We start from the raw sequence: 26,224 nt of genomic DNA, 5'->3' as shown, positions 1-26,224 counted from the left end.
CGACCTCCTCCCTGTAGGAGGCGAGCTCCCTCGCCGACCCGGCGCAGGCGATTGGCCGGACGCAAAATCGGCCGGAGGGCCGGCCTCCTGCCGGGCCAGGGTTCGACCTCCTCCCTGTAGGAGGCGAGCCCCCTCGCCGATTCGGCCACCGATTCGGCCCTCTCGCCGATCCGATATCCCGTCCGTTCCGGCGGCCCGCCTCAGGCCCGCAGGAGCGGACCCTCAACCGCCTCACGGGCCTCGCGGCCCGCCAGTTCCTCGATGACCGCCAGGGTGAAATCCATCGCCACGCCGGGCCCGCGCCCGGTGATCACGTTACCGTCGATTTCCACGGCCGCACCGCTCGACTCCACCCCGGTGCCGTCGAGGGCACCGGTAAAGCAGGTCGCACGGCGGCCCTGCAGCAGCCCCGCCTGCGCCAGCACCTTGGGGGCCGCACAGATGGCCGCCAGATGCCGGCCGGCTTCCGCCTGTTTCTGCAGCCGTGCGATCAGCCGCGGGTCATCGCGCAGGTGATTCGCGCCCGGCAGTCCCCCGGGAATGGCAATCAGATCGAAGTCTCCGTCGACGGCCGTTTCGAGGTCGCTGTCCGGCTGGATCACCGTAGCGCGCGAGCAGGTGACCGGCCCGGCCTCCTGACCGGCCACCGTGACCTCGAAGCCGGCCCGCCGGAACAGGTCGATCATGGTCACGGCCTCCAGCTCTTCCGAGCCGGAGGCCAGAGGTACGAGCACTCGCGTCATCGAGCCCCTCCCGCTAGCGTCCGTTGTAGAAGTTCAGGCCCTTGAGGAGATTGAGGGCCTCGTTCAGGCCAAAGTCGCGCTCGGCCAGGCTTTCTTCTTCCTCGTCATCGACATCGTCCGGCAGGTCGGGCCGCGCGGGCGAGTCGTCTTCCGAGCGCGATACCCGCAGGGTCTCGTCCAGCGCGATGTCCGGGGTGATCCCTTCGTCCTGGATGGACCGGCCGTCCGGGGTGAAGTAGCGTGCGGTGGTCAGCTTGATCCCGGTCTGCTCCGACAGCGGCAGGATGGTCTGCACCGACCCCTTGCCGAAGCTGTTCTGCCCCATGATGATCGCGCGACCGTGGTCCTGCAGAGCACCCGCGACGATCTCCGAAGCCGACGCCGAGCCGCGGTTGACCAGTACCACCATCGGCACGCCATCGAGGACGTCCCCCGGCGAAGCGTCATATTCGATCTGCGCCTCGTCCAGACGGCCCTCGGTGTAGACGATCCGTCCACCGTCCAGGAAGGCGTCGGACACGCCCACGGCGCCGTTGAGGATCCCGCCCGGGTTGTTGCGCAGGTCCAGTACCAGGCCCTTCAGTCCGTTGGCCTCCTTGAGCTCCTCGATCGCGCTGACCAGATCCCGCGCCGTGCGCGTCTGGAAGTTGCTGACGCGTACGTAGCCGTAGCCGTCTTCCAGCATCTCGGAGCGGACGGATTCCACCTGGATGATGTCGCGCGTGATGGTGATCTCCAGCGGCTGATCCTCGCCGTCGCGCACCACCGTCAGGGTGATGTCGGAACCCTGTTCGCCGCGCATCCGGCTGACGGCATCCGACAGGGTCATGCCGCGCACCGAGTCGCCGTCCAGACGCACGATGAGGTCACCCGCCTGGATGCCCGCACGATCCGCCGGCGTATCGTCGATCGGAGCGATGACCTTCACGAAGCCGTCTTCCATCCCGACCTCGATCCCGAGGCCGCCGAACTCGCCCGAGGTTCCCGCTTCCATGTCACGGAAGTCGTCCTCGTCGAGGTAGGAAGAGTGCTCGTCGAGCCCCGTCAGCATGCCCTGAATGGCGTTGTCCAGCAGCTCGCTGTCGTCGACTTCCTCGACGTAATTGCGCTTGATGCGCATGTAGACGTCGGTGAAGCGCTGCAGGTCCTCGACCGGCAGTGCCGACAGACCGGCGGCATCGTCGCGCCCGGCGTACACGCCCACGGACACGCTCAGCATGATGCCCAGAACGAGGCCGGTGAGCAGGCCGTAGCCGGAATGGAAAATCTTGTTCATCAGAGTATCCCTTGTCCGAGGTCTTTCTGCGGTTATGCTCCGAATTCTAGCATTCCGCCCTTACTGTGACGGCCACCATGCCTGCGGGTTCAATGTCTGCCCCTCCCGCCGTACTTCGAAGTACAGTCCCGGCGCGATGGCGGGACTGCCTTCCCCGGCGCGACCCACCGGCTCGCCTGCATCGGCCGATTCCCCCGGCCCGGCGAGGATGTCTTCGAGGTTGCCGTACAGCGTCAGATAACCGTCCCCGTGATCCAGGATCACCAGGAACCCGTAGCCCTGCATCCAGTCCGCATAGACCACACGACCCTGATGCACTGCCCGCACCGGCGCGCCCGAGGGCGCCTCCAGCACCACGCCGTTCCACTGGCTGCGCAGGCTGCCCCGGCGTTCGCTGCCGAAATCGCGGATGACCGGCGCATCCACCGGTCGCGGCAACTCCCCCTCCAGATCCGCGAACGGGACATCCGGATTGACCGCGCGGGACCGAGGGGTCGCCTCCTCGCCCGTTTCTTCTTCGGCGGTGGTGGCATGGCGTTCTTCTTCGATCTCCGTGATCACGCGATCCAGGGTCTCGGCGTTGCGTTCGAGGCGTTCCAGCTCGAGTGCCTCGTCTTCCATGGCCGCCTCGAGTTCCTCCAGTGCCGCCCGGCGGGCTGCCTCCTGACGCTCCAGTTCGGCCATCGCTTCGCGGGTCTCGGTCTCGCGGCGAGCCAGCCGTTCGCGTTCCTCGGTCAGCCCGGCACGGGCCGCCTGCAGCTCCTCGATCCGTGCGTGCAGGTCTGCCAGGGCCCGTTCCCGCGCCTGCTGAATGGCGGCCGCATAAACGGGGTGGTGCCGCTGTCCGCCTTCCGTCGGCCGGTCACCCTGCCCGTGGCGCGCCTGCAGCCACTGGTCATGCACCAGTCGCGCCGCGTCGCGTCGCTGCTCGTGCAGCCGTTCCTCGCGCCGGGCCACGCGGGCCTCATGCTCGGCAATCACCTCCTCCTGGGCCTCACGGCGGCGTTCCAGCTCATCCAGTCGTTCGCGTTGTTCGCCCGCGCCCCGGGCGGACGCGGCGATCCGGTCTTCCAGATCGGCGACTGCCGCGCGTCGTTCCTCCAGCGAACGTTCGACGTCCCGGATGGCCTCCAGGGTCTTTTCCAGCTCCGCCTCGGGTTCCAGCGCCGTGGCCGGCACGGCAACCAGCAGGCCCGCCAGCAGCAGGCCAACCCATGAAAGCGACAGGGACAAGATTGCGTGAATCCGCATATCGGGGTACGTTTGCGTTCTAATATTCTCACCCAGTGGCAGGGGTCTTGCCCCTCCGAACGAGAGGCTGCCGTGAGCGACGAACCGTGCATCGAAGACGAACTGATGTCGCAGGACGAGGATATCGAGAGGGCCTCGCGCTCGCTCAAGGCCATGTCCCATCCGCTGCGACTCAAGATCCTGTGCATTCTGGGCGACCGGGAGGTCAGCGTACAGGAAATCGTGGATCAGGTCGGGACCTCGCAGAGCAATATTTCCCAGCACCTCGGAATCCTGCGTGACAAGGGCATCCTGGCCACGCGCAAGGACGCCAATCGGGTCTATTACCGCGTGGGGGACTCCCGCACCCTGCGCCTGATCGGTATGATGCAGGACGTCTTCTGCCGTTCCTGAATCCCGACCGGTCTCCCGCATGCTTGAACGACTGCCCGAATTCCTTGCCAACAACCCGATTCTGACAGGCGCCCTGATCGCGGTGCTTGCCCTGATCATCTACGCCGAGTTCCGGCGCCTGACGCGCAAGTACCGCGAGCTGGCGCCCACCGAAGCGGTGCGCGTAATGAACCAGGATGATGCCCTGGTGCTGGATGTGCGCGAGCACAACGAGGTCTCCGGCGGCCGCATCGGTGGCGCGAAGCATATCCCCCTCGGCGAACTGAAAAAGCGCATGCAGGACATCGAGGCGTGGAAGTCCAGCCCCGTGGTGGTCTATTGCCGTAGCGGTAACCGGTCCTCCATGGCTGCGAACCAGCTGACGGCGGCCGGCTTCGAGGACGTGGTCAATCTTTCCGGTGGCATCCAGGCATGGGAAAATGCGGGCATGCCGCTGAAGAAGAAGTGACATGCGCTTCGAGGTCTACTCTACCGGGCACTGCCCGTTCTGCATCCTCGCCCGCCGCCTGCTGAACCAGCGCGACCTCGGCTTCGACGAATACCGCATCGACCGGGACTCCGGGCTGCGCCACGAGATGGAACAGCGGGCGGACGGACGCACCAGCGTCCCGCAGATCTTCCTGGGGGACACCCATATCGGCGGCTACGATGAACTCCAGGCCATGGAACGGTCCGGCGAGCTGGACCGCCTGATCGAGGCCTGCGGGGGCGTGGACGCCGGCGATTCCACGAACACCTGAAAGGATCCGAACGCACCATGGCTGAAGAAAACCAGACCGACGCGGCCGCACAGGGCGGCCAGGGCTCCGATGGCCCCGAATTCTCCATGCAGAAGGTCTTCATCAAGGACCTGTCCTTCGAGGCCCCCGGCGCCCCGGAGATCTTCCTCAAGGAATGGAAGGGCGAGACCGGCATCCAGCTCAACACCCAGGCGCGCCCGGTGGGCGAGCAGGAAGGGGTCTACGAGGTCGAGCTGGGCCTGACGGTCACCACCGAATCCAACGGCGAGACCGGCTACCTGGTCGAGATCAAGCAGGCCGGGGTGTTCATCGTGCGCGGTTTCTCCGAGGAGCAACGCAATCAGCTGCTGGGTGCCTACTGCCCCAATGCGCTGTTCCCCTTCGCCCGCGAGACGGTTGCCGACCTGGTCCTGAAGGGCGGATTCCCGCAGCTGCTGCTGCAGCCGGTCAACTTCGACGCGCTGTATGCCAAGCACCTGAAGGAACAGCAGGAAGGTTCGGGTCAGGGCCAGGGAGGCAACGGCGCCGCCGTCACGGCCAGCGAAAACCCCTGAGCCGGCCCGGCGCATGCGCATCGCGGTACTGGGGGCCGGTTCCTGGGGGACCGCCCTGGCGGTGCATGCCGCACGCCTGCACGACGACGTGCGGCTGTGGGGGCGTTCGGCCGAGACCGCCGAGCGCCTCCAGCGCGAACGCGAGAATCCCCGCTATCTCCCGGGCCTGACCTTCCCGCGCAACCTGCGGGTGACCGCCGCGTCGGAGGTCGTCGACGGCGTCGACCTGGTGCTGGTGGTCGTGCCTTCGGGCGCCTTCCGCGAGACCCTGCGCTGGCTGCGGCCCCGGCTGGAACCGGGGCAGGTCGTGGCCTGGGCCACCAAGGGGCTGGAAACCGGGACCGGTGCCTGGCTGCACGAGGTGGCCGAGGCGGAACTCGGCCCCGGACAGCCGGCGGCCCTGATCTCCGGGCCTTCGTTCGCCGCCGAGGTCGCGCGCGGTCAGCCCACTGCCCTCACCGCCGCCTCGGCCGACCCGGAGCGCCGGCGACGTCTGGCGGATGCCTTCCACGGCGGTTCCATGCGCATCTACGGCAACCCCGACGTGATCGGCGTGGAGCTGGGCGGGGCGTTCAAGAACGTCCTCGCGGTGGCCTCCGGTATCGCCGACGGGGCCGGGTTCGGCGCCAACGCCCGCGCCGCGCTGCTGACCCGCGGGCTGGCCGAGTTACAGCGCCTGGGCGAGGCCCTGGGGGCGCGGCCGCAGACCCTGACCGGGCTGTCCGGCCTCGGCGATCTGCTGCTCACCTGCACCGACGACCAGTCGCGCAACCGCCGCGTCGGTCTTTTGCTGGGCCAGGGTTACGACCTGGCGACCGCGCGCGAGCGGGTGGGCCAGTCGGTGGAAGGGGTCGAGACCGCGCGCGTGGCAGTGGAACGCGCGCATGCCGCCGGCGTGGAGATGCCGATCTGCGAGGAGGTGCACGCGGTGCTCTACCGTGGCCGGCGGGTGCACGACGCGGTGCGGCGCCTGCTGGAGCGCGACCCGGTCGCCGAGAATATCTGACCCATCGGCTCATTCGCCGCCGGCGAAGTCCAGCTGGCGCCAGGCCTCGTAGATCACCGCCGCGACCGAATTGCCGAGATTGAGGCTGCGGCTGCCGGGCTGCATCGGCAGCCGCAGGTGTCGCTCCTCCGGGATCGCGTCCAGTTCCTGCTGCGGCAGGCCGCGGCTCTCGGGGCCGAACAGGAAGGCATCGCCGGCGGCGAACGCCGGGGTATCAAAGCGGCAGGTGCCGCGCGTGGTGATCGCGAACACCCGCCGCGGGGCCACGGATTCCCGCCAGGCGGCCAGGCTGTCATACTCGCGGACCCGGGCCCATTCCCGGTAATCCAGCCCCGCGCGGCGCAGCCGGCTCTCGTCGAGGCTGAAGCCCAGCGGGTGGATCAGATGCAGGGCCGCCCCGCTGTTGGCGGCCAGACGAATGACGTTCCCGGTGTTCGGCGGGATCTCGGGCTGATACAGGACGATGTGAAACATGAGCGAAGCGCGCGACGATTCGCGGCTCTCCCTGGAATTCTGCGGGCTGCATTTCAACACGCCTCTGGTGCTGCTGTCCGGCTGTGTCGGCTTCGGCGAGGAATATACCCGGGTGGCCGGCTTTTCCAACCGCGATGCCGGCGCGGTGTGCCTCAAGGGCACCACCGGGGCCGCACGGCCCGGCAACCCCCCGCACCGGGTGTACGAGACCCCGGAGGGCATGCTCAACGCCATCGGCCTGCAGAACCCCGGGGTCGAACAGGTGGTCGGCGGGATCCTGCCGGGGCTGGATTACGACGAGACGCGCTTCATCGCCAACGTCTCCGGCTCCACCATCGAGGAATACATCGCAGTCACCCGGGCCTTCGACGATTCCCCGGTGGACGCGATCGAGATCAACATCTCCTGCCCCAACGTGAAGGAAGGCGGGGTCGCCTTCGGCAATGACCCGGACATGTCCGCGCGGGTGGTCGAGGCCTGCCGCTCGGTCACGCAGAAGCCCCTGATCACCAAGCTCTCGCCCAACCAGACCGACATCGCCGAGAACGCCCGGCGCTGCATCGAGGCGGGTACCGACGGCTTTGCCGTGATCAACACCCTGATGGGCATGGCGGTGGACGCCGAGAGCGGCCGCGCGGTGATCGGCAACAACCAGGGCGGACTTTCGGGCCCGGCGATCAAGCCGGTGGCGCTGCTGAAGGTCCACCAGGTCCACCAGGTGGCCAGGGCCCATGGCATCCCGATCATCGGCCAGGGCGGGGTCACCCGCGCCGAGGATGCCCTGGAGTTCCTGCTCGCGGGGGCCAGCACCGTGGGCGTGGGCACCGGGCTGTTCTACGATCCGCTGTGCCTGCCGAAGATCCTCGCCGGCATCAACGACTACATGGACCGCCACGGGATCGGCCACGTGAGCGAGCTGACCGGGCGGCTGCAGCTGAACGAGGGGTTCTCCGGCTGCGGCGCCTGACGCGCCGGCAGCGCCCGCGCCTGCCGGTTACGGCCGTTCCTCGTTCATTCCCAGTTCCTGGATCTTGCGCGTCAGCGTGTTGCGGCCCCAGCCCAGCAGGGCCGCGGCCTGCTGGCGGTGTCCGCCCGAGGCCCGCAGCGCCTCCCGGATCAGCGTGCGTTCCATCGCCGGCTGCAGGCTCCCCAGCACGTCCCGGTCGCCGCGTTCCCAGTGCTCGCGGGCCACGCGCGCCAGTTCATCGGTCCACTCCAGGGGTTCGACCGGCACGGCCTGTGCCGGTCCCGGTCCCGGTCCCGGTTGCGGCGTGCCCGTGGACCGGGGCGTGTCATCGCGGCGCAGTTCCGCCGGAAGGTCGTCCAGGTGCACTTCGCGTCCGGAGGCCATCACCGTAAGCCAGCGGCAGGTGTTTTCCAGCTGACGCACATTGCCCGGCCATGGCAGGCGCTGCATCTCCGCGACCACCTCGGGGCGCATCACCTTGGGCTCCACGCCCAGCTCGGTGGCCACCTCGCTCATGAAATGATTGACCAGCAGCGGGATATCTTCCGGCCGCTCGCGCAGCGACGGCACATGGATGCGGATCACGTTGAGGCGGTGGAAAAGGTCCTCGCGGAACTGCCCCGCGCGCACCCGCTCTTCCAGGTCCTGGTGGGTCGCGGCGATGATGCGCACATCGGTATGGATGGGGGTATGCCCGCCCACCCGGTAGAAGGTGCCGTCGGCCAGCACTCGCAGCAGGCGGGTTTGCAGATCGAACGGCATGTCGCCGATCTCGTCGAGGAACAGGGTCCCGCCGTCGGCCTGCTCGAAGCGGCCCTTGCGGGTCTGGCTGGCGCCGGTAAAGGCCCCCCGCTCGTGGCCGAACAGCTCGCTTTCCAGCAGGTCCTTGGGGATGGCCGCCGTGTTCAGGGCGATCAGCGGCTGCCCCGCCCGCGGACTGTGCTGATGCAGCGCGCGTGCGACCAGCTCCTTGCCGGTCCCCGATTCGCCGTTGATCAGAACCGTGATATTGGAGCGTGACAGGCGGCCGATGGCGCGGAACATCTCCTGCATCGCCGGCGCCTCGCCGATGATGGGGGTTTCCTCGGCGCTGCCCTCGTCGGGCGTTGCGGCCGCCAGGCTGTCACGGCGGGCCTCCAGGGCACGCTGCACCAGGGCCACCGCCTCGTCCACGTCGAACGGCTTGGGCAGGTATTCGAACGCCCCGGTCTGGTAGGCGCCCACCGCGCTCTCCAGATCGGAGAATGCGGTCATGATGATGACCGGCGGCGCGTCACCGCGGCTCTGCATGCGCGCCAGGAAATCGAGCCCGTTGAGCCCCGGCATGCGAATGTCGGCGACGATGGTATCCGGGGTGTCTTCCGTCTCCAGGGCCGCCCATGCCGCGTCGGCGGACTCGAACCCGCGCACCGCGATATCGGATCGGCTCAGGGCGCGTTCCAGCACCCAGCGGATGGAATCGTCGTCGTCGATGATCCAGACCGTCGGATTCATGCGTCGGGGCTCTCGCTGGCGGGCGGTCCGGCCACGGGCAGGAGGATGTCGAAGCGCGTGGAGCCGGGCCGTGAATGGCATTCGATCAGGCCGTCATGCAGCTGGACCAGGCTCTGCGCGATCGGCAGGCCGAGGCCGGTGCCGCTGTCGCGGCCGGTGACCATGGGGAAGAAGATCCGCTCGCGGACCTCCTCGGGGATTCCCGGCCCGTTGTCGCGCACGCTCAGGCGCGCGACCAGCCGGTGGCGTTTGCCGGAAACGGTGTACTGGCGCAGGATGCGCGAGCTGAGCACGATCTCGCCCTCGTCGCCCAGCGCCTGCAGGGCGTTCTGCACCAGGTTGAGGAGCGCCTGCACCAGCATGTCGCGATCCGCTTCGATCTCCGGGATCGAAGGGTCGTAGTCGCCGCGGATCTTCACGCCCAGCGGCAGCTGGACGCTGATCAGGCCGCGCACATGCTCGAGGACTTCGTGCAGGTTAAGAGGGGCGCGCTGCGGCATGTTGTTGGGGCCGAGCATGCGGTCCACCAGCGAGCGCAGGCGGTCGGCCTCATGGATGATGATGCGCGTGTATTCGCGCAGGTCGGGATCGTCCAGTTCTCCGGCCAGCAGCTGCGCGGCGCCGCGCAGCCCGCCGAGCGGGTTCTTGATCTCGTGCGCCAGCCCGCGCGTGACCGCGCGCGAGATGGCCTGCTGCTTCTGCAGCTGTTCCTCGCGCGAGATGCGCTCGTGCCGGTCGATCGCGCTGAGTTCGAACAGCAGCCGTCCGGGTTCGTCACCCTCGCCGTGCAGCGGCGTGATCACCACGTCGGCCAGGAAGCTTTCCGCGCGCAGCGGTTCCAGGCGCCGCGCACGCAGGGTGATCGGCTGGTCCTGGGTCAGGGCGTTGCGCAGACGGGTGGTCAGGTTGCGGTCCAGATGCAGCCACTGGCCGAGCGGGTGACCGAGGATGCGCTCGCGGCTGAGGCCCAGCAGGACCTCGGCCGCGCCGTTCATCGCCTGCAGCCGCAGATCCCCGTCGGTGACCATCACGGCCGTGGACAGGTCGTCCCACCACGGGGGGGTGGGCAGCGAGGCGGGCGAAGGGGGCGTATGCGGGCTCATCACCCGGTTTCAAGCATGAAGTGCGCCAGAATGGCCACGAGGGCGTCGCAGCGCTTCGTCCGGGGGCGTTGTGCGGTGGCGCTCTGATGAGGTGCAGTCATTGCCCTATTGTAGGGCATTCTGTGCATCAAAGTGGTGCGATGCCCGTGGCTGGCTCAGAAATCCACCAGTTCCACGGGCACCGGGACGTCCTCGATCGAAGTTTCGTCTTCATCGTCGGTCTCTTCGTCCGCATCCGCATCTTCCTCCGGCTCGTCGTCCGTCGGGTCTTCTCCCGGCCGCCGGATCGGGCGTTCGAGGATCTCGCGGGCGTTTTCCAGGGGGACGGCGCCCATCGGCTCCTGAACCTCGATGCGTTCGCTGCGCCCGTCGCCGGGTGCCTCGTCGGAGAAATGCACCACACCGTCTTCGTCCACCCAGCGGTGGACCTCGGTGGAGGCCAGAACGCCGATGCCCGGCGCCCCGGCGATGGCCAGGGCCACAAGCCCCGCGAGGGAGGCTCGCGGGGTCATCAGGCGGCGGGCCTTACCCATACCGACTGCACCCGGGTGCCGGCGTCCTGCAGGCCGGCCAGGCGCGGATCGGGGCCCGCGGGCGCGTGGCCGGCCTCGATGCATTCCAGCCAGTCGTCCAGCGCGGCCATGCGCAGGAGCGTCGGGGCGGCGCCGCGTTCGATCGCGCTCAGCGGGCGCTCGCGGTGATAGCCATCCAGCAGGGCGCGGTAGCGTTCGCGATCGAGCTCGCCCGTCTCGCTGACGGCCACCGCCAGCGCGATGCGCGCCAGTTGCCAGAACGCCGGCACGGGGGCCGGCGGGACCGTCAGATCCGCCAGTCCGGTGTGCTCGCCGTGCCGGCGGACCGAGCGCCAGAAGCTGCCGGCCACCGGCAGGTCCTCGAACCGGTACAGCCCCTGATGATGCAGCTCGCGGTTCAGTTGTTCGCGCGCCTGTTCGTCCAGGGTGGCGCTCAGGTCTTCGGTGCGTTCGCGCAGCTGCTGCTGCAGTACCCCGCGGCGCCAGACGCCGTCCTGCGGCAGGGCCTCCGCCGGATGCCAGGCCTGCCAGCGGGCCGCGAGGCGGCCCAGCGCCTCCGGCGTGCCGGGACCGCTGGCGATCGCCCCGGGCTCCGCGGCGTTGCCGCGCTCCAGGGTCCAGTGCGCGCGATCCCCGTCAAGCTGCGGGGCATCGTCATCGGTCGGCAGCCCCAGCGGAGCGCCGGCGGCCCGGGCAGCGGCAAAGGCTGCTTCCAGCGCCGCGGCACCCGCGACCGGCAGTTCCACGGTCGACTGCGTGCTTACCATTCCAGGATCCTCCAGCGGGGCGGGGTGAAACCGGGGGCCAGGTCGTCGCGGCGTTCAAGATCGCCTTCCCCGGTGACGTCCACCAGATAATAGGTCGGACCGGCGGCCGGGGTGACCTCGACGATCACCAGCTCACCGTCCACGCGATATTCGCGTCGCCGCTCGCCATCGCGCTCCATGATGATGACGTCCGCCTCTTCCAGTTCCTGCAGCTGGCGGGCGCGCTCGTCCAGCACCGGCGGCGGTGCGGGCTCGTCGCCGGCGGCTTCGTCGGGCATGTCGGGCGGTGGCGGGGCGTCTTCGAAGTCCTGCGCCGCCAGCGGCCCGGCGGCGAGAACAAGGCCCAGCAGGGCAGCGGCCAGCGCCGTGGCGCGGGTGCTCGTCATCATCAGAGCTCCATCAGTCGTTGTTTCTCTTCCGCCGAGGGCTCGAAGCTGCGGGCCTCGTAGTACTCGAAGATCACGTCCACGACCTCCTCGGGGGTGTCCACCACCGAGTATAGATTGAGGTCCTCGGCATCGATGGTCCCATGGGTGACCAGCGCGTCCTCGAACCACTGCAGCAGGCCTTCCCAGAACTTGCTGCCCACCAGCACGACCGGGATGCGGCGGGTCTTGCCGGTCTGCACCAGGGTCAGGATCTCGGCCAGCTCGTCCAGGGTGCCGAAGCCGCCCGGCAGTACCACGTAGGCGGAGGCGTACTTGACGAACATCACCTTGCGCGAGAAGAAGTGCCGGAACCCCAGGCCAATGTCCTGGTAGGGGTTGGCGTGTTGTTCGTGCGGCAGCTGGATGTTGAGCCCGATGCTGGGGGAATGGCCGGCGAACGCGCCCTTGTTGGCGGCCTCCATGATGCCCGGCCCGCCGCCGCTGACCACCGCGAAGCCCGCGTCCGACAGCTGGCGCGAGATCTGTTCCGCAAGCAGGTAGTCCGGGTGATCGGACGGGATGCGCGCCGAGCCGAACACGCTGACCGAGGGCTTGATGTGCGCCAGGCGCTCGAAGCCCTCCACGAACTCCGCCATGATCTGGAAGATCTTCCAGCTCTCGCGGGTCAGCGAGGAATCGTCGATGGGCCGCAGCCCGGGGTGTTCGGCTCGATCGTGATCGTTCATGGGGGGCGCGTTCTTTGCACTCTGGGGCGCCTAGACTAACCGTGGCCCGACGGCCGCACAAATCGCGCCGGCGCTGCTCGGGCCGGGGCCCGCAGCCTGCTAGAATGCTTCCCTCGCAAGCCCAGCCGGATCCGCATGATGTCGCAAGCCCCGCTCGTCCTGGTCGACGGTTCCTCCTACCTGTTCCGGGCCTACCACGCCCTGCCCCCGCTGACCGCCCCCGACGGCCACCCCACCGGGGCGCTCTACGGCGTGGCCAACATGCTGCGCAAGCTGCGCGCGGACTATGCCCCCGAGCGCATGGGGGTGGTGTTCGACGCGAAGGGGCCCACCTTCCGCGACGAGATCTACCCCGAATACAAGGCCACCCGGCCGCCGATGCCGGAGGAGCTGGCGGCGCAGATCGAGCCGCTGCACGAGCTGGTGCAGCTGATGGGCTTCCCGCTGCTGTGCGTGGAAGGGGTGGAGGCGGATGACGTGATCGCCACCCTGGCCGATCGCGCCGCGGCTGCCGGGCAGGATGTGGTGATCTCCACCGGGGACAAGGACCTGGCCCAGCTGGTGGACGGCCACGTGACCCTGGTCAACACCATGAGCGGGACGGTGCTGGATCCCGCCGGCGTGCGCGAAAAGTTCGGCGTGGAGCCGGAGCAGATCGTCGACTACCTCGCGCTGATGGGCGACAGCGTGGACAACATCCCGGGGGTCGAGAAGGTCGGGCCCAAGACTGCAGCCAAATGGATCGCGAAGTACGGCGACCTCGACACCATCCTCGAGCGGGCCGACGAGATCGGCGGCAAGATCGGCGAGAATCTGCGCGCCGCGGCCGATCGCCTGCCGACCTCGCGCGAGCTGATCACCGTGCGCCGGGATGTCGATCTCCCGCTGGGCCCCGACGACCTCGAGCTGCGCGAGCCCGATTCGCAGCAGCTGCTGGAGCGGGTGCGCCACCACGGGTTCTCCCGCTGGCGCGCGGAGCTGGAAGGCGGCGACGCCGGGGGCGATGCCTCCGGTGGCGGCGGGAATGCCGATCCGGGGCAGGCGGCCGAATACCACACCGTGCGGGACGAGGCGGCATTCACGGAGTTGCTGGAACGCCTGCAGGGCGCCGCGCGGGTCGCGTTTGACACCGAGACCAGCAGCCTGGAGGCAATGCGGGCCGAGCTGATCGGTATGTCCTTCGCGTTCGAGGCGGGTACCGCCTATTACTTGCCGCTGGCCCACAGCGGTCCGGATGCCGATCCGCAGCTCCCGCGCGAGGCGACCCTGGAGCGCCTGCGGCCGTGGCTGGAATCGGCCGAACACGGCAAGCTCGGCCACAACCTCAAGTACGACCGCAACGTGCTGGGCAACCATGGCATCGTGCTGCGCGGCATTGTCGATGACACCATGCTGCAGTCGTTCTGCCTCGACGCCGGCGCCAACCGGCACGACCTGGATTCCCTGGCCGAGCGCCATCTGGATCACCGCACCACGAAATACGAAGACGTGGCCGGCAAGGGGGCGAAACAGATCCCGTTCGCCGAGGTGGACGTCGGCATCGCCACCGATTATGCCGGCGAGGACGCGGACATCTGCCTGCATCTGGACGCCCTGTTCCGGCCGCGCCTGAACGAGGCCGAGGGCCCGGCCTTCGTCTACCGCGAGATCGAGATGCCGCTGGTGCCGGTGCTCGCGGACATCGAGCGCGCCGGCGTGAAGGTCGACCCGGACCTGCTCGGCGAGCAGAGCCAGGAGCTGCTGAGCGAGATGGAGCGCATCGAGCGCGAGGCCTTCGACGAGGCCGGTACCGAGTTCAATCTCGGCTCGCCCAAGCAGATTCAGGAGATCCTGTTCGAGCGCCTGGGCCTGCCGGTGCTGCGGCGCACGCCCAAGGGCCAGCCCTCCACCGCCGAGGACGTGCTGGAGCAGATGGCGGACGACTACGCCCTGCCGCGGCTGATCCTTGAGCACCGCGGCCTGTCCAAGCTGCGCAGTACCTATACCGAGACCCTGCCGCGGCGTATCCACCCGGAGACCGGGCGGGTGCATACCTCCTATCACCAGGCCGGCGCCGCGACCGGGCGCCTGTCGTCCTCCGAGCCCAACCTGCAGAACATTCCGGTGCGCACCGAGGCCGGCCGGCGCATCCGCCGGGCGTTCATCGCCGCACCCGGCTATCGTCTGCTGGCGGCCGACTATTCGCAGATCGAGCTGCGGATCATGGCCCACCTGTCGCAGGACGCCGGGTTGCTGCAGGCCTTCGCCGACGGGCTGGACATCCATCGCGCTACCGCGGCCGAGGTCTTTGGCGCTGATCCGGAGGCAGTCAGCAGCGAGCAGCGGCGCGCGGCCAAGGCTATCAACTTCGGCCTGATCTACGGCATGTCGGCCTGGGGGCTGGCGCGCAACCTGGGGATCGAGCAGACCGAGGCGCGGGAGTACATCGACCGCTATTTCCACCGCTATCCCGGCGTGCACGACTACATGGAGCGGGCGCGCGAGCGCGGGCGCGAGCAGGGCTACGTGGAAACCCTGTTCGGGCGCCGGCTCTATCTGCCCGAGATCAACAGCCGCAACGGGGCCCGCCGGCAGCAGGCCGAACGCGTGGCGATCAACGCCCCGATGCAGGGCACCGCGGCCGACATCATCAAGCGTGCGATGGTGCGCATGGCGCAGGACCTGGACGGCAACGGGCTCGATGCCCGCATGATCATGCAGGTGCACGACGAACTGGTGTTCGAGGTTGCCGACGATGCAGTGGAGGCCCTGGGCGAACGGGCCCGCGCCGCGATGGGCGGGGCGGCCGAGCTGGATGTCGAGCTACTGGTGGACATCGGCGTCGGAGATAACTGGGATGATGCCCACTGAGGCCCCTGTCGGAGCCGGAGGCTGAGCATGGCGGATCTCGAATCACTGGCCCGCGGGTTCAACCGCGTGGCCCCGTGGCTGGTCGCGGGCCTGCTGCTGGCGGCCGGCTGGGTGGCGGCGGACCGCTACCTGGCCGGCGGTGGCGGCAGCGACGCTGTCGTGGTGGTGACCCCGGAGATCTGCGATCTCAATGAAGGGGCCTGTACCGCGCAGCACCCCGAGGGAGGCGAGATGACCCTCGAGATCACCCCGCGACCGGTCCCCATGCTGCGGGAGCTGGAGCTGTATCTGCGCCATGTCGGGCACGACGGCCGCGATCCCGAGTGGGTCGAGCTGGATTTTGCCGGGGTGGAGATGTACATGGGGTTCCAGCGCCCGCGCCTGGAACGCGTGGGCCCGGGTGAATACGCCGGCACCACCACCCTGCCGATCTGCACCACCGAGGCGATGACCTGGGCGGCGACCGTGCTGCCGGAAGGCGACGGCGACGCCGCGCGGGTACAGTATCGCTTCGTGACCGCCCGCGACCACTGACGTACGGGCTTCCACCGAGGATTGCGCACGATGTCCCGACTTCCCCTGACCACCCTCCTGTGGGCCCTGGCCGCCGTCGCCGCGGCCGCGCTGCTGCTGTATGTATGGCTGGTGCCCGGGCAGCCCCCCGCGGGCGAGGCCGCCACTCACGAAGACATCCCGGTGGCCGACCGGGTGACCGGCGGCCCGTTCCAGCTGCCGGTCTCCACCGAGGGGGAGGCCTTCGATCTGCGCGATCTGGAGGGGCAGTATGTGTGGCTCTATTTCGGCTACACCTCCTGCCCGGATGCCTGCCCGGTCAGTCTCGGATGGATCCGGATGGCGCTGGAGCAGCTCCCCGAGTCGCTGGAGGACCGCGTCAGCGCGGTGTTCGTCAGCGTGGATCCCGAGCGTGACGACCGCGAGCACCTGGCGGAATACACCGACCATTTCCATCCCCGGATCCAGGCGGCCACCGGCCCGCACGATGCGCTGGAGCCGGTGGTGGAGCAGTACGGGGTGTTCTACGAGAAGACCGACAGCCAGTCCGCGATGGGCTACGTGATCGATCACAGCTCGTCCACCTACCTGGTGGGGCCGGAGGGCGACCTGCTGGAAATCCATCCGCACGGGACTTCGGCGGATGAGCTGGTGGCGACCCTGCAGGCCCGTGCGGAACGCGAGTGAACCGCGCGGTTTCGCGGGTTGTGACGCGTTTCCGTCCGACACAAGAAGGACCGGGAACTTCACGGCCGGTCAAGCGTCATAAGGGGTGAGCGCCGTGGCCCGGCGTTCCCCGCTTCTCTCCCTGAGCGGGAAGACCTCGCCTCCCCCTGTCGAGGTCGCTGTTGCCCCGATCCTCCTCCCCGGGATCGGGGCACTTTTTTGTTCACGGTCTTTCTTCGGCCCCGCTGTCCCCGTCCTCTGCCGTTTCCTCCTCCAGCCATTCCGCCAGCAGTCCGCGCAGGTCGTCGACGCCCTGGTTCTTGAGCGCGGAGAAGGTCTGCAGCGAAGCCTCGATGCCGGCCTCTTCCAGACGTGCGTGGGTGGCGTGCAGCTGGCGTTCGGCTTCCTGTCGCGAGATCTTGTCGGCCTTGGTCAGCACGCAATGCAGCCGCCGGTTGGCGCCGGTCCATTCCAGCATCTGCCAGTCCAGGTCGGTCAGCGGCCGGCGGATGTCCATGATCAGGACCAGGCCCGCCAGACACCGGCGATGGCGCAGGTAGCCGCCCAGCAGGCGATCCCAGTGCTCGCGCTGTTTCGCGGAGACCTTCGCGTAGCCGTAGCCGGGCAGGTCGATCAGGCGCCAGTCCTCCGCCGGCGGCAGCGTAAAGATGTTGATTTCCTGGGTGCGACCCGGAGTGCGTCCCACCCGTGCGAGGGCCTTGCGCCCGCACAGGCCGTTGAGCGCGCTGGACTTTCCGGCGTTGGAGCGCCCGGCGAAGGCGATCTCGACCCCCTGGTCCGCGGGGAGCTGGTCGAGGCGGGCGACGCCCCGGGAGAAGGCGGTTTCACGAAAACGTGGTTGCATGATCGAAATCATCCTGAGCTGAGCGGGACAGTGGGAAACTTTTGTGGGTTCCCTGGCGTTGTGCTATAAACTGCGCCCCAGATTTTGATCGCCCTTCTACACGGGGCACAAGGAACGGGTCGAGGCCCGGCACGCATATACAAGCAGGAGATTCTCCATCATGAACCACAAGCTTTCCGCTCTCTTTGCTGCCCTGTCCGTCTCCCTGATGCTCCCGCTTTCGGCGGCCCAGGCGGGCGATCCCCAGCGCGGTCAGGAACTCTCGCAGTCCTGCGCCGCCTGCCACCAGGCTGACGGCAACAGCGTCAATCCGGAATGGCCCAAGCTGGCCGGGCAGCACCCGAAGTACACGGCCAAGCAGCTGCGCGACTTCCAGGAAGGCGAACTCCGCCACGATAACCTGATGGCTGGAGAGGTCGCCGACCTCAGCGAGCAGGACATGAAGGACCTGGCGGCCTATTACGCCGAGCAGAGCATCACCACCGAGACCGCCGACGAGGACGTGGTCGCCCGCGGCGAGCAGATCTATCGTGGTGGCATCCCGTCGGAAGGCGTGGCCGCCTGCATCGCCTGCCACGGCGCCCAGGGCCAGGGCAATCCGGAGGCCATGTTCCCCAAGGTCGCCGGTCAGCACGCGACCTACAGCCTGGACCAGCTGCAGCAGTTCCGTGACGGCGAACGTCGCAACGACAACGGCCAGATGATGCGCGGCATCGTCGGCAACATGTCGGATGAAGACATGGAAGCCGTGGCCCAGTACATGGCCGGCCTGCAGCCGAACTGAGCACGGTACGTACGGCCCGGGTGCGCAGCGGTGCTCCGGGTTCGTCCGGTTTACGAGGGGGCGGCTGTGGCCGCCCCCTCGTTGTTTCGGGTTCCGGAAAATGCACGGGCGGGAACCCAGATACCGGAATGAAGTCGGAAGGCGGGGCGTCTGTTCCCGCGCCCTCCACGCAGCGCCGGAACCCAGCGTCCGTGCGGAATGTCGTGGAAATTGAATTTCCGACCGCGTCCCGACACATTCGGGGCGATTAACGCAGGTTTGAACATGGCAGAATCCCATCAGCCCGCAGGGGCCTCCGAACGCAGCAACCGGACGGGCTCCGAGTCCTCGTCCGGCCGTCAGGCCCGGACCCCGCGCCGCAGCCGGATCATCGTCGAATTCCTGGGGTCGATGAACCTCGCGATCACCCTGCTGGTGGCCCTGGCCATCGCCTCGGTGATCGGCACCGTGCTGGTGCAGAACGAGCCGTACACCGAGTACCTGATCCAGTTCGGGCCCTTCTGGCACGAGATCTTCGCCGGGATGGGGCTCTACCAGGTGTATTCGGCGACCTGGTTCCTGCTGGTGGTGACCTTCCTGGTGGTTTCCACCGCCTTCTGTGTCTACCGCCAGACGCCGGGCATCCTCAAGGACCTGCGCCGCTACAACCTGCAGGTGAAGGAAAAGTCCCTGCGTTCCTTCCCGGCCAGCTCTACCGGCGATCTGGGGCAGTCGCAGGAGGATTTCCTCGCCCATGCCCGCCGGGTTCTGAAGGCCCAGGGTTTCCGGGCGCGCGAAAAGACGCGAGACGGCGAGACGGTCGTCGCCGCGATGAAGGGGCGCTGGAACCGCCTCGGCTACCTGCTGACGCACGTGGGGATCGTGGTGATCTGCGTGGGCGCGCTGCTCGACGGCCAGTTCCTGCTCAAGGTCAACGAGTGGATGGGCAACGTCGAGATCGAGACCCGCTCCATCCCCGAGTCGCAGGTGCCCGAGATCTCGCGCGTCCCGGTCAGCAACCCGTCGTTCCGCGGCAGCGTGGAAATCCCCGAGGGGGCCTCGGCCAACGTGGTCTTCCTGCCGGTACGCGAGGGGTATCTGGTGCAGGATCTGCCGTTCCGCGTGGAGCTGGAGGAATTCCGGATCCAGCGTTTCTCCACCGGCGCCGAGCAGTCCTACGAGAGCGACCTGGTCATCCATGATCCGGAGCGCGACGAACCCTTGCGCGCCACCATCAGCGTGAACGACCCGCTGATCTACAATGGCTATGCGATCTACCAGTCCAGCTTCGCCGACGGCGGTACGCGTCTCGAAATGGAGGCCATCCCGCTCGGCGCAGGCGCCCTGCGCGGCGTGGATTTTCCGGGCCGGATCTTTGACGAGATGGATATCCCGGCCCCCGGGGGCGAGGAGTTGACGATCGAGTTCATCGACTTTTCCGTGGTGAACACCCAGGCCCTGCTCAACGAGGAAGGCGAGGAAGAAAACGTGTTCCTCGGCCCGCGCGTGGATTTCCGCCTGGTGGACCGCACCGGCGCGGGACTCTATTACCGCAATTATCAGAATCCGATCCCGCAGGAAGGCGCGAAATATTTCCTCAGCGGTGTCCGCGAGAGTCCGGCCGAGGAATTTTCCTACCTGTTCATCCCGGCGGACGCGGATGACTCCCTGGATCGCTTCCGCACCTATCTGACCATGCTTCACGATGACGAGGTCCGCATGGCCGTCGCGCAGCAGGCCGCGCGGGGTTCGGAGGACATGATGGGCGGAGAAGAAGGGCGCCAGGCGATCGCGCGCACCGTCAGCATGCTCATGCAGACCTTCGCCGAAGGCGGTTACCCTGCGGTGGACGCCGAGATCGAGCAGCGCATCCCCGAAGGCCAGCGCGAGCAGCTCGGCGGCCTGCTGTTCCAGGTCCTGAACTCCGGGCTCCAGGGCCTGTACATGGAAGTCCTGGAGGAAGAAGGCGTGGTGGCGATCACCGAGGCGGAACAGCGCTGGCTGGAAGATGCCGTTTCGGCCATCAATGCCCTCAACTTCTACGGCTCGCCGTATTTCTTCCGCCTGGACGACTTCGACCATCGCGAGGCCTCGGGCCTGCAGATCGCGAAGGCACCGGGCGAAAGCACGGTGTACACCGGCAGCCTGATGCTGATCATCGGGATCTTCCTGATGTTCTACGTGTCCTACCAGCGTCTGTGGATCGTGGCACGTCCGAACGAGGACGGCAGCGGCACCCACGTGGTGATGGCGGGCACGAGCAACCGTCACCGGGTGGAATTCGAGAAGCGCTTCGCGCATCTTAAACGGTGGATCATCGAGCAGAAGAACGTTGGCGACGATGAATCGCCGGATTCTGCAACCAACAAGAACGACTAAGTCGCACGCAGTCGGAGGAGAGCGCCCCATGTCTGTACCCCACGAGGCCCTGGATTTCGAACGGCCCGGATTCTTCCGGCAGCTGCTTCTGCGGGACTGGGCCTACATGGCCCTGGTCCTGGCGGTGGCGGTCACGGCCTATGCCATGTACGGCCACATGATGGACCGCTACGACACCGGCGGCCTGATCCTCGCGGCCGGCATGAGCGCCTGGCTGGGCTGGTTCTGGCGGCCCTGGCAGCTGTTCTCCGTCATCGTGGCGGCGCTTTCGCTGTTCGGGGTCTGGCTGTACGGGGATGATCTGGCGCGCGGCGAGAGCGTGTTCTGGCTCAACTACATCGGTTCCGGCCAGGCCGGGGTGATGTGGATGAGCGTGATGGTCTACCTCTCCACGGTTGCCTATGCCGTGGGCCTGTTCTCGCGTTCCGACTTCCCCTATCGCGTTGGCGGGGCCTTCGCCTGGATCGCGGCGGGCGCGGGCCTGATGGCCCTGATGGTGCGCTGGCGCGAGATCTATCTGCACGATCCGAGCTGGGGCTACATCCCGGTCGCCAACCTTTACGAGGTGTTCGTGCTGATGGTGGCCATGATCGCGCTGATGTACCTGTACTACGAACAGCGTACCGGCCAGCGGGGCATGGGTGCCTTCGTGATGCTGGTGGTTGCGGCCTCCACCACCTTCCTGCTGTGGTACATGTTCGATCGTGACGCCCACATGGTCGAACCGCTGGTGCCGGCGCTCAACAGCTGGTGGATGAAGATCCACGTGCCCACCAACTTCGTCGGCTACGGCGGATTCGCGATCGCGGCGATGCTGGGCGTGGCCTATCTGGTGCGCCACCGCATGGAACGCACCCGTCCCGACTCCCGTGTGCTGGCCCGCATCCCGAGCAAGGATGCGCTGGACGGGGTGATGTACAAGGCCATCGCCATCGGCTTCGCGTTCTTCACCATCGCCACCGTGCTGGGCGCCATGTGGGCGGCCGAGGCCTGGGGCGGCTACTGGACCTGGGACCCGAAGGAAACGTGGAGCCTGATCCTGTGGCTGACCTACGCGGCCTGGCTGCACATGCGCTTCACCAAGGGCTGGCGCGGTCCGGGCATGGCCTGGTGGGCGGTCATCGGTCTGTTCGTGACCACCTTTACCTTCCTGGGCGTGAATATGTTCCTGTCCGGTCTGCATTCCTACGGAGAACTGTAAATGAAGCGTCGTCAGTTTCTTGGAACTCTGGCCGGTACGGGCGCCCTGCTGGCGTCCGGCCGCCTGCTGGCCGACTTCGCCGAGGGGCGCAACTTCATGCGCCTGGACTCGCCCGTCGATTACGGTCTGGACGAAGGACGGATCAAGGTCGTCGAGGCCTTCTGGTACGGCTGCCCGCACTGCTACTCGTTCGAGCCGCTGGTACAGGAGTGGAAAGCCGATCTGTCCGATGACATCGAATTCGAGTACATGCCGGCCCCGCTGAACGATGTCTGGGCCCTGCACGCGCGGGTCTACTACGCGGCGGAGCAACTGGGCATCGTGGATGCCATCCATCAGCCCTTCTACGACGCCATTCACGAGCAGGGGCGCGAGATGCGCTCGGAGAGCGCGATCCTGCGATTCGTCAACCAGATGGATCAGGATGCCGACGCCTTCCGCGAGGCGATGCGTTCGGAAGACGTGGCGCGCCAGGTCGGCCGCTCCGCCGAGCGTGTGCGCGAGTATCGTCTGGAAGGCGTCCCGTCGATGGTGGTCAACGGTGAATCCGTGGTTTCGGCCAGCATGACCACCAGTCACGAGCAGATGCTGGAGATCGCCGATCATCTGATCGCCGAGGCCCGGGGCTGAGCGCCCCGGCCCGACCCTCGAGGGAACGCATGTCCGATCCGTCGCCGACCACCGCACGGCGCCTGGTACAGTGTCTGGAGCAGGAAGGGGTCGAACGGGTCTTCGGCCTGCCCGGCGAGGAGAACATGGCGGTCCTCGATGCCCTCGAGGATTCGCCGATCGAGTTCGTCACCACCCGCCACGAGCAGGGCGCGGCCTTCATGGCCGATGTCCACGGCCGCCTGTCCGGCCGGGCCGGGGTCTGCATGGCGACCCTGGGGCCGGGCGCGACCAACCTGATCACCGGCGTGGCGGATGCCAACATGGACCACGCGCCGCTGGTGGCCATCGCCGGCCAGGCCAGCACCCACCGGTTGCACAAGGAATCCCACCAGGTCCTGGACCTCAAGGGGCTGTTCGGTCCGGTCACCAAATACGCCTCCAGTGTGGTGGAGCCCGAGATCCTGCCCGAGGTCCTGCGCAAGGCCTTCAAGTGGGCCGAGGGCGGCAAGCCGGGGGCCAGTTTCATCGAGCTGCCGGAAAACGTGGCATCCCAGCCCTGCCCGGTGGCGCCGCTGCCGGTCCACTCGGGGGCGCCGGCGGTGCCCGCAGAGGCGTCGCTGGCGGCGGCAGCACGGTTGCTGGAGCAAGCCCGGCATCCCCTGATCCTGGCCGGTAACGGCGTGATCCGTTCGGGCGCCAGCGAGGCCCTGGCGCATTTCGCCGGGACCCTCAACATCCCGGTGGCCAACACCTTCATGGCCAAGGGCGTGCTGCCGTTCCGCCACCCGCTGGCGCTCGGCAGCGTGGGGCTGCAGAGCCGCGACTATGTGCACTTCGGCTTCGACAAGGCCGACGTGGTCCTGTGTATCGGCTACGACCTGGTCGAATACCCGCCGTCACTGTGGCATCCGGAGGGTGACTGCACCCTGATCCACGTGGATGCCTCGCCGGCCGAGATCGACGGCCACTACGACATCCAGGCCGAGGTAATCGGCGATCTGGATACCTGTCTGCGGGATCTCGCGGAGCGGGTCAGCCCGCGCGAGGAGACCGTGCTGCGGCCCCTGCGCCAGTTGCTGATCGACGACATGAACGAGCATCGGGAGGACACCGGTGTCCCGATGAAGCCGCAGAAGATCATCTGGGATCTGCGCACCGCCGCCGCGCTGGACGCCGTCGTGATCACCGACGTGGGTGCCCACAAGCTGTGGATGGCGCGCATGTTCCGCTGCGAGCTGCCCAATACCTGTCTGATCTCCAACGGGTTCGCCAGCATGGGCATCGCGGTGCCGGGGGCGGTGGCCGCGGCCGCGCTGGACCCCGACCGGCAGGTCGTGGCGGTCACCGGAGACGCCGGCTTCCTGATGAACGTGCAGGAACTGGAGACCGCCGTACGCCTGGGCCAGAATTTCGTGGTGCTGGTGTGGAATGACAGCGCCTACGGCCTGATCGAATGGAAGCAGGTACGCGAATATGGCCGCAAGGCCTCGGTGGACTTCGGCAACCCCGACTTCGTTGCCCTCGCCCGCTCGTTCGGGGCCGAAGGGGTGCGCATCGAGCCCGGCGACAGTCTGGAACAGGCCCTGCGTTCCGCCCTGACGCGCCCCGGAGTCACCGTCATCGACTGTCCGGTCGACTATTCTGAAAATCTCAAGCTCACGGAACGCCTGGGGGATCTCGTCTGTCCCTTCTGAACAGGAGTCCCGTGAGGGATGACGGGCAGGAAGGATGACACCATGACGGAAAACGGCGTGTCCGCGGAGACCGACGAACCCGCCCGTGGTCTGGTCTGGCAGCCGGAGGCTGCGGGCCACCGACTGCGTCTGCTGAGTTTCAATGCCCAGGTGGGCATCCATTCATCGCGTCTGCATCATTACGTCACCAACAGCTGGAAGCACGTGCTGCCGTACGGCGGACGCATGACCAACCTGGAGCGCGTCGCCCGCTTCATCCGCGACTTCGACATTGTCGGCGTGCAGGAGCTGGATGGAGGCAGCCTGCGCTCGCGCTTCGTCGACCTGTCAAGCTGGCTGTCGGACCGCGCCGACTTTCCTCATACCTATACGCGTATCAACCGGGATCTCGGTCAGATCGCCAAACATTCCCTGGCCCTGTTTTCACGCGTGGAACCGGTGCATGTGGAGATGCACAGCCTGCCCGGTCCACTGCCCGGGCGCGGCGCCGTGGAGGCCCGGTACGCAATGGGCAACGGTGAAGAACTGGTGCTGTTCCTGGTACACCTGGCCCTCAGCCGGCGCGCCCGTCGCCAGCAGCTCGACTACGTGGCGGAACGGATCGCGGACCAGCGCCACGCAGTGGTCATGGGGGACCTCAACTGTCAGCAGGACAGCCCGGAGATCCGCCGACTGGTGGCGCGCACCGGGCTGATGGAGCCGATGGCCTGTCAGGCCACCTATCCCGCCTGGGATCCGCAGCGGGTGTTCGACCACATCCTTCTGACCCCCGATCTGCATGTCTCCGACATGCGGGTCTACAATGTCGCGCTGTCGGATCATCTGCCCGTGGGTGTCGAGATCCGGCTCCCCGCCGCGGAACGCCTGGAAGCGCCAGCGGCCCCGGCCTGAGGTGCCCTGCGCCGCAATCCGGACACACGGCGGTGGCGTTCGGCCGTTCCATCGGCTGTAATGGGCGCCCATAAGGGGGGGACCCATGGCCGACAATGACCTGCGCAAGACCGTCATCGAGCTCGAAACCTCGCTCCACGCCGAGCGTGAACGCATGCGTTCGCTCCGGCGCGTGGCCCTGCGCGCCCTGGCCGTGCTCTCGGCCCGCGAGCCCGACCTCGAGGGGGCCGTTCATGACCTGACGCGGACCATCGAGGAGGACCCGGACGATACCCAGTGTCTGGATCGCATGAGTGCGCGCCTGGCGGATACCATCCGCCAGCATGATCAGCGCGATGCGATGGAAGGCGGTCTTCTGACCGCGCTGCAGTCCGGACTGGAGGGGTTCCCCTTCCTCGCCGACGATCTCGCGAAGGTCCGGCAGGCCGCGGACCGGGGGGATGCGGATCTCGTGCGGCGAAGCCTCACGCGGGTCTTCTCGGCGCTGGAAGAGAATTGCGGCCAGGCGCTGGCGGAGCGCGAACAGCTGACCGAGGTGATGGGCGAGATCCGCACGCGGCTGGATGACGTCGACTCGGCCCTGTCCGCCGACCACGATCACTCCGAACGGACGCGCGCGTCCATCCGCGAACTCCACAACAACATCTCCGGGGATGTGAGCAGCATCAAGGGGCGCGTGATCGACATCACCAATATCGACACCATGCGACGCGAAGTGGTGCAGGGGCTCGATCGGGTCGCCGACCGGGTCAAGGATTTCCGTGACACCCGCGAGGCGGAGTTGCTGTCCGCCCTGGAGCGTAACCGCGCCCTGCGCACGCGCGCCCAGGAGCTGGAACGCCAGGTCGCCGGGCTGCGGGACAGTCTGTCCGAGGCTCGGGACGAGGCCAACCGTGACAAGCTGACCGGGCTTCTCAACCGGCACGCCTTCGACCAGCGCATGGCCGGATTCCCCGCCGACGGGGGACCGGCGTCCGTGATCGTCTGGGACATCGACCATTTCAAGCACGTCAACGACGAATACGGGCACACCTCCGGTGACCGAATCCTCAAGGCCGTCGCCGAGGTGCTGGTCGAAGGCGTCAGCGAGCCCGACTTCGTCGCCCGATATGGCGGCGAGGAATTCGTGATGGTCGTCCACCAGCCGCTCGACATCGCCCGGGACCTCGCCGACCGCCTGCGCCAGGAGGTAGCATCGATCGCGGTGAGGGCCGGCAAGAAGCGTCTGAACGTCACCATCTCCGGCGGTATCACCGAGATGCGACCGGATGCGCCGGAGGGGGCCGCCTTCGAACTGGCGGACAAAGCGCTGCTGGCCGCGAAACGCCAGGGGCGCGACCGCATTGTCGCGGTCGCGCCCGCGTAACGGGAGGGT

General features: G+C 67.7%; 27 protein-coding genes. 16 read left to right on the top strand and 11 right to left on the bottom strand.

Annotated features, from left to right (window positions below; all coding sequences use genetic code 11):
* Positions 1 to 200: 200 nt before the first annotated feature.
* The 3 genes from F787_RS0109840 to F787_RS0109830 are packed head-to-tail and all read right to left on the bottom strand — an operon-like array spanning position 201 to position 3,270.
* A complete protein-coding gene (locus F787_RS0109840) occupies positions 201 to 743 on the bottom strand; it encodes a DJ-1 family glyoxalase III (RefSeq protein WP_028492050.1) in 543 nt (180 codons plus the stop codon).
* 13 nt (positions 744 to 756) lie between these two features.
* Complete coding sequence (locus F787_RS0109835; protein WP_018868913.1) at positions 757 to 2,019, bottom strand: S41 family peptidase; 1,263 nt, start codon at positions 2,017 to 2,019, stop codon at positions 757 to 759.
* A gap of 60 nt (positions 2,020 to 2,079) precedes the next feature.
* Positions 2,080 to 3,270, bottom strand: a complete 1,191-nt coding sequence (locus tag F787_RS0109830; RefSeq protein ID WP_028492049.1) for a murein hydrolase activator EnvC — start codon at positions 3,268 to 3,270, stop codon at positions 2,080 to 2,082.
* 105 nt (positions 3,271 to 3,375) lie between these two features.
* Between F787_RS0109830 and F787_RS0109825 the strand changes: the two genes are divergently transcribed.
* From F787_RS0109825 to F787_RS0109805, 5 genes are read left to right on the top strand one after another with little or no spacing between them, the layout of a single operon-like run.
* The gene (locus F787_RS0109825; protein WP_051073636.1) at positions 3,376 to 3,663 is read left to right on the top strand and encodes a helix-turn-helix transcriptional regulator; all 288 of its coding nucleotides are present in this window, start codon (positions 3,376 to 3,378) and stop codon (positions 3,661 to 3,663) included.
* A 19-nt stretch (positions 3,664 to 3,682) separates the two neighbouring features.
* The gene (locus F787_RS0109820) at positions 3,683 to 4,111 is read left to right on the top strand and encodes a rhodanese-like domain-containing protein (protein WP_018868916.1); all 429 of its coding nucleotides are present in this window, start codon (positions 3,683 to 3,685) and stop codon (positions 4,109 to 4,111) included.
* A gap of 1 nt (position 4,112) precedes the next feature.
* Positions 4,113 to 4,403, top strand: a complete 291-nt coding sequence (grxC, locus tag F787_RS0109815; RefSeq protein WP_018868917.1) for a glutaredoxin 3 — start codon at positions 4,113 to 4,115, stop codon at positions 4,401 to 4,403.
* 17 nt (positions 4,404 to 4,420) lie between these two features.
* Positions 4,421 to 4,957 (top strand): protein-export chaperone SecB, encoded by a 537-nt coding sequence (secB, locus tag F787_RS0109810; protein ID WP_018868918.1) that lies wholly within the window; start codon positions 4,421 to 4,423, stop codon positions 4,955 to 4,957.
* Between the two features lie 13 nt (positions 4,958 to 4,970).
* Complete coding sequence (locus F787_RS0109805) at positions 4,971 to 5,963, top strand: NAD(P)H-dependent glycerol-3-phosphate dehydrogenase (RefSeq protein WP_019022530.1); 993 nt, start codon at positions 4,971 to 4,973, stop codon at positions 5,961 to 5,963.
* A gap of 9 nt (positions 5,964 to 5,972) precedes the next feature.
* On the opposite strand, the gene F787_RS0109800 is transcribed toward F787_RS0109805, so the two are convergent.
* The gene (locus F787_RS0109800; RefSeq protein WP_019022529.1) at positions 5,973 to 6,437 is read right to left on the bottom strand and encodes a tRNA (cytidine(34)-2'-O)-methyltransferase; all 465 of its coding nucleotides are present in this window, start codon (positions 6,435 to 6,437) and stop codon (positions 5,973 to 5,975) included.
* On the opposite strand from F787_RS0109800, the gene F787_RS0109795 reads away from it, so the two are divergent.
* Entirely contained in the window at positions 6,436 to 7,404 is a 969-nt protein-coding gene (locus tag F787_RS0109795) for a dihydroorotate dehydrogenase (RefSeq protein WP_018947230.1), read from the top strand. The genes F787_RS0109800 and F787_RS0109795 overlap by 2 nt on opposite strands.
* A gap of 27 nt (positions 7,405 to 7,431) precedes the next feature.
* On the opposite strand, the gene ntrC is transcribed toward F787_RS0109795, so the two are convergent.
* From ntrC to F787_RS0109765, 6 genes are all read right to left on the bottom strand, one after another.
* Complete coding sequence (gene ntrC, locus F787_RS0109790; protein ID WP_028492048.1) at positions 7,432 to 8,898, bottom strand: nitrogen regulation protein NR(I); 1,467 nt, start codon at positions 8,896 to 8,898, stop codon at positions 7,432 to 7,434.
* On the bottom strand, positions 8,895 to 10,001 hold the full coding sequence (gene glnL / locus F787_RS0109785; protein ID WP_042805859.1) for a nitrogen regulation protein NR(II): 1,107 nt from the start codon (positions 9,999 to 10,001) through the stop codon (positions 8,895 to 8,897). The genes ntrC and glnL overlap by 4 nt, the downstream gene beginning before the upstream one ends.
* Before the next feature lie 155 nt (positions 10,002 to 10,156).
* The gene (locus tag F787_RS0109780) at positions 10,157 to 10,513 is read right to left on the bottom strand and encodes a DUF4124 domain-containing protein (protein WP_231364935.1); all 357 of its coding nucleotides are present in this window, start codon (positions 10,511 to 10,513) and stop codon (positions 10,157 to 10,159) included.
* Positions 10,513 to 11,301 carry a hypothetical protein gene (locus F787_RS0109775; RefSeq protein ID WP_028492046.1) on the bottom strand — a complete coding sequence of 263 codons (789 nt, stop codon included), beginning with the start codon at positions 11,299 to 11,301 and terminating at the stop codon, positions 10,513 to 10,515. Before F787_RS0109775 ends, F787_RS0109780 begins: the two co-directional genes overlap by 1 nt.
* Positions 11,295 to 11,690 (bottom strand): DUF2782 domain-containing protein, encoded by a 396-nt coding sequence (locus F787_RS0109770; RefSeq protein WP_018868926.1) that lies wholly within the window; start codon positions 11,688 to 11,690, stop codon positions 11,295 to 11,297. Before F787_RS0109770 ends, F787_RS0109775 begins: the two co-directional genes overlap by 7 nt.
* Positions 11,690 to 12,415, bottom strand: a complete 726-nt coding sequence (locus F787_RS0109765; protein ID WP_018868927.1) for a TIGR00730 family Rossman fold protein — start codon at positions 12,413 to 12,415, stop codon at positions 11,690 to 11,692. Before F787_RS0109765 ends, F787_RS0109770 begins: the two co-directional genes overlap by 1 nt.
* Before the next feature lie 138 nt (positions 12,416 to 12,553).
* On the opposite strand from F787_RS0109765, the gene polA reads away from it, so the two are divergent.
* The 3 genes from polA to F787_RS0109750 are packed head-to-tail and all read left to right on the top strand — an operon-like array spanning position 12,554 to position 16,465.
* Positions 12,554 to 15,265, top strand: coding sequence for a DNA polymerase I (gene polA, locus F787_RS0109760; RefSeq protein ID WP_028492045.1), 2,712 nt, complete (start codon positions 12,554 to 12,556; stop codon positions 15,263 to 15,265).
* A gap of 27 nt (positions 15,266 to 15,292) precedes the next feature.
* A complete protein-coding gene (locus tag F787_RS0109755) occupies positions 15,293 to 15,799 on the top strand; it encodes a hypothetical protein (protein WP_018868929.1) in 507 nt (168 codons plus the stop codon).
* A gap of 30 nt (positions 15,800 to 15,829) precedes the next feature.
* Positions 15,830 to 16,465, top strand: coding sequence for an SCO family protein (locus tag F787_RS0109750; protein ID WP_028492044.1), 636 nt, complete (start codon positions 15,830 to 15,832; stop codon positions 16,463 to 16,465).
* Between the two features lie 202 nt (positions 16,466 to 16,667).
* Here the strand turns inward: F787_RS0109750 and yihA are convergent, their stop codons facing one another.
* Positions 16,668 to 17,309, bottom strand: a complete 642-nt coding sequence (yihA, locus tag F787_RS0109745) for a ribosome biogenesis GTP-binding protein YihA/YsxC (RefSeq protein WP_028492043.1) — start codon at positions 17,307 to 17,309, stop codon at positions 16,668 to 16,670.
* Between the two features lie 160 nt (positions 17,310 to 17,469).
* Here yihA and F787_RS0109740 point away from each other — a divergent pair, with 160 nt between their 5' ends.
* The 7 genes from F787_RS0109740 (at position 17,470) to F787_RS0109710 (ending at position 26,215) form a co-directional block, all read left to right on the top strand.
* Positions 17,470 to 18,093: a cytochrome c gene (locus F787_RS0109740; protein WP_024328666.1), complete on the top strand. Its 624-nt coding sequence runs from the start codon at positions 17,470 to 17,472 to the stop codon at positions 18,091 to 18,093.
* Between the two features lie 264 nt (positions 18,094 to 18,357).
* Positions 18,358 to 20,451 (top strand): cytochrome c biogenesis protein ResB, encoded by a 2,094-nt coding sequence (locus F787_RS0109735; protein ID WP_028492042.1) that lies wholly within the window; start codon positions 18,358 to 18,360, stop codon positions 20,449 to 20,451.
* A 28-nt stretch (positions 20,452 to 20,479) separates the two neighbouring features.
* Positions 20,480 to 21,652 (top strand): c-type cytochrome biogenesis protein CcsB, encoded by a 1,173-nt coding sequence (gene ccsB, locus F787_RS0109730; RefSeq protein ID WP_018868934.1) that lies wholly within the window; start codon positions 20,480 to 20,482, stop codon positions 21,650 to 21,652.
* Positions 21,653 to 22,282 carry a thiol:disulfide interchange protein DsbA/DsbL gene (locus F787_RS0109725; RefSeq protein WP_028492041.1) on the top strand — a complete coding sequence of 210 codons (630 nt, stop codon included), beginning with the start codon at positions 21,653 to 21,655 and terminating at the stop codon, positions 22,280 to 22,282.
* A gap of 29 nt (positions 22,283 to 22,311) precedes the next feature.
* On the top strand, positions 22,312 to 23,958 hold the full coding sequence (locus F787_RS0109720) for an acetolactate synthase large subunit (protein WP_028492040.1): 1,647 nt from the start codon (positions 22,312 to 22,314) through the stop codon (positions 23,956 to 23,958).
* A gap of 42 nt (positions 23,959 to 24,000) precedes the next feature.
* Positions 24,001 to 24,849, top strand: a complete 849-nt coding sequence (locus F787_RS0109715) for an endonuclease/exonuclease/phosphatase family protein (protein WP_028492039.1) — start codon at positions 24,001 to 24,003, stop codon at positions 24,847 to 24,849.
* 85 nt (positions 24,850 to 24,934) lie between these two features.
* The gene (locus F787_RS0109710) at positions 24,935 to 26,215 is read left to right on the top strand and encodes a GGDEF domain-containing protein (protein ID WP_018947213.1); all 1,281 of its coding nucleotides are present in this window, start codon (positions 24,935 to 24,937) and stop codon (positions 26,213 to 26,215) included.
* The last annotated feature ends 9 nt before the right edge of the window (positions 26,216 to 26,224 follow it).

It is taken from the genome of Thioalkalivibrio sp. ALE19, from assembly GCF_000428605.1.
In the GTDB taxonomy this organism is placed as follows: domain Bacteria; phylum Pseudomonadota; class Gammaproteobacteria; order Ectothiorhodospirales; family Ectothiorhodospiraceae; genus Thioalkalivibrio.
Note: the sequence above shows the minus strand (reverse complement) of the source record. Positions and strands in the feature narration are given on the sequence as shown.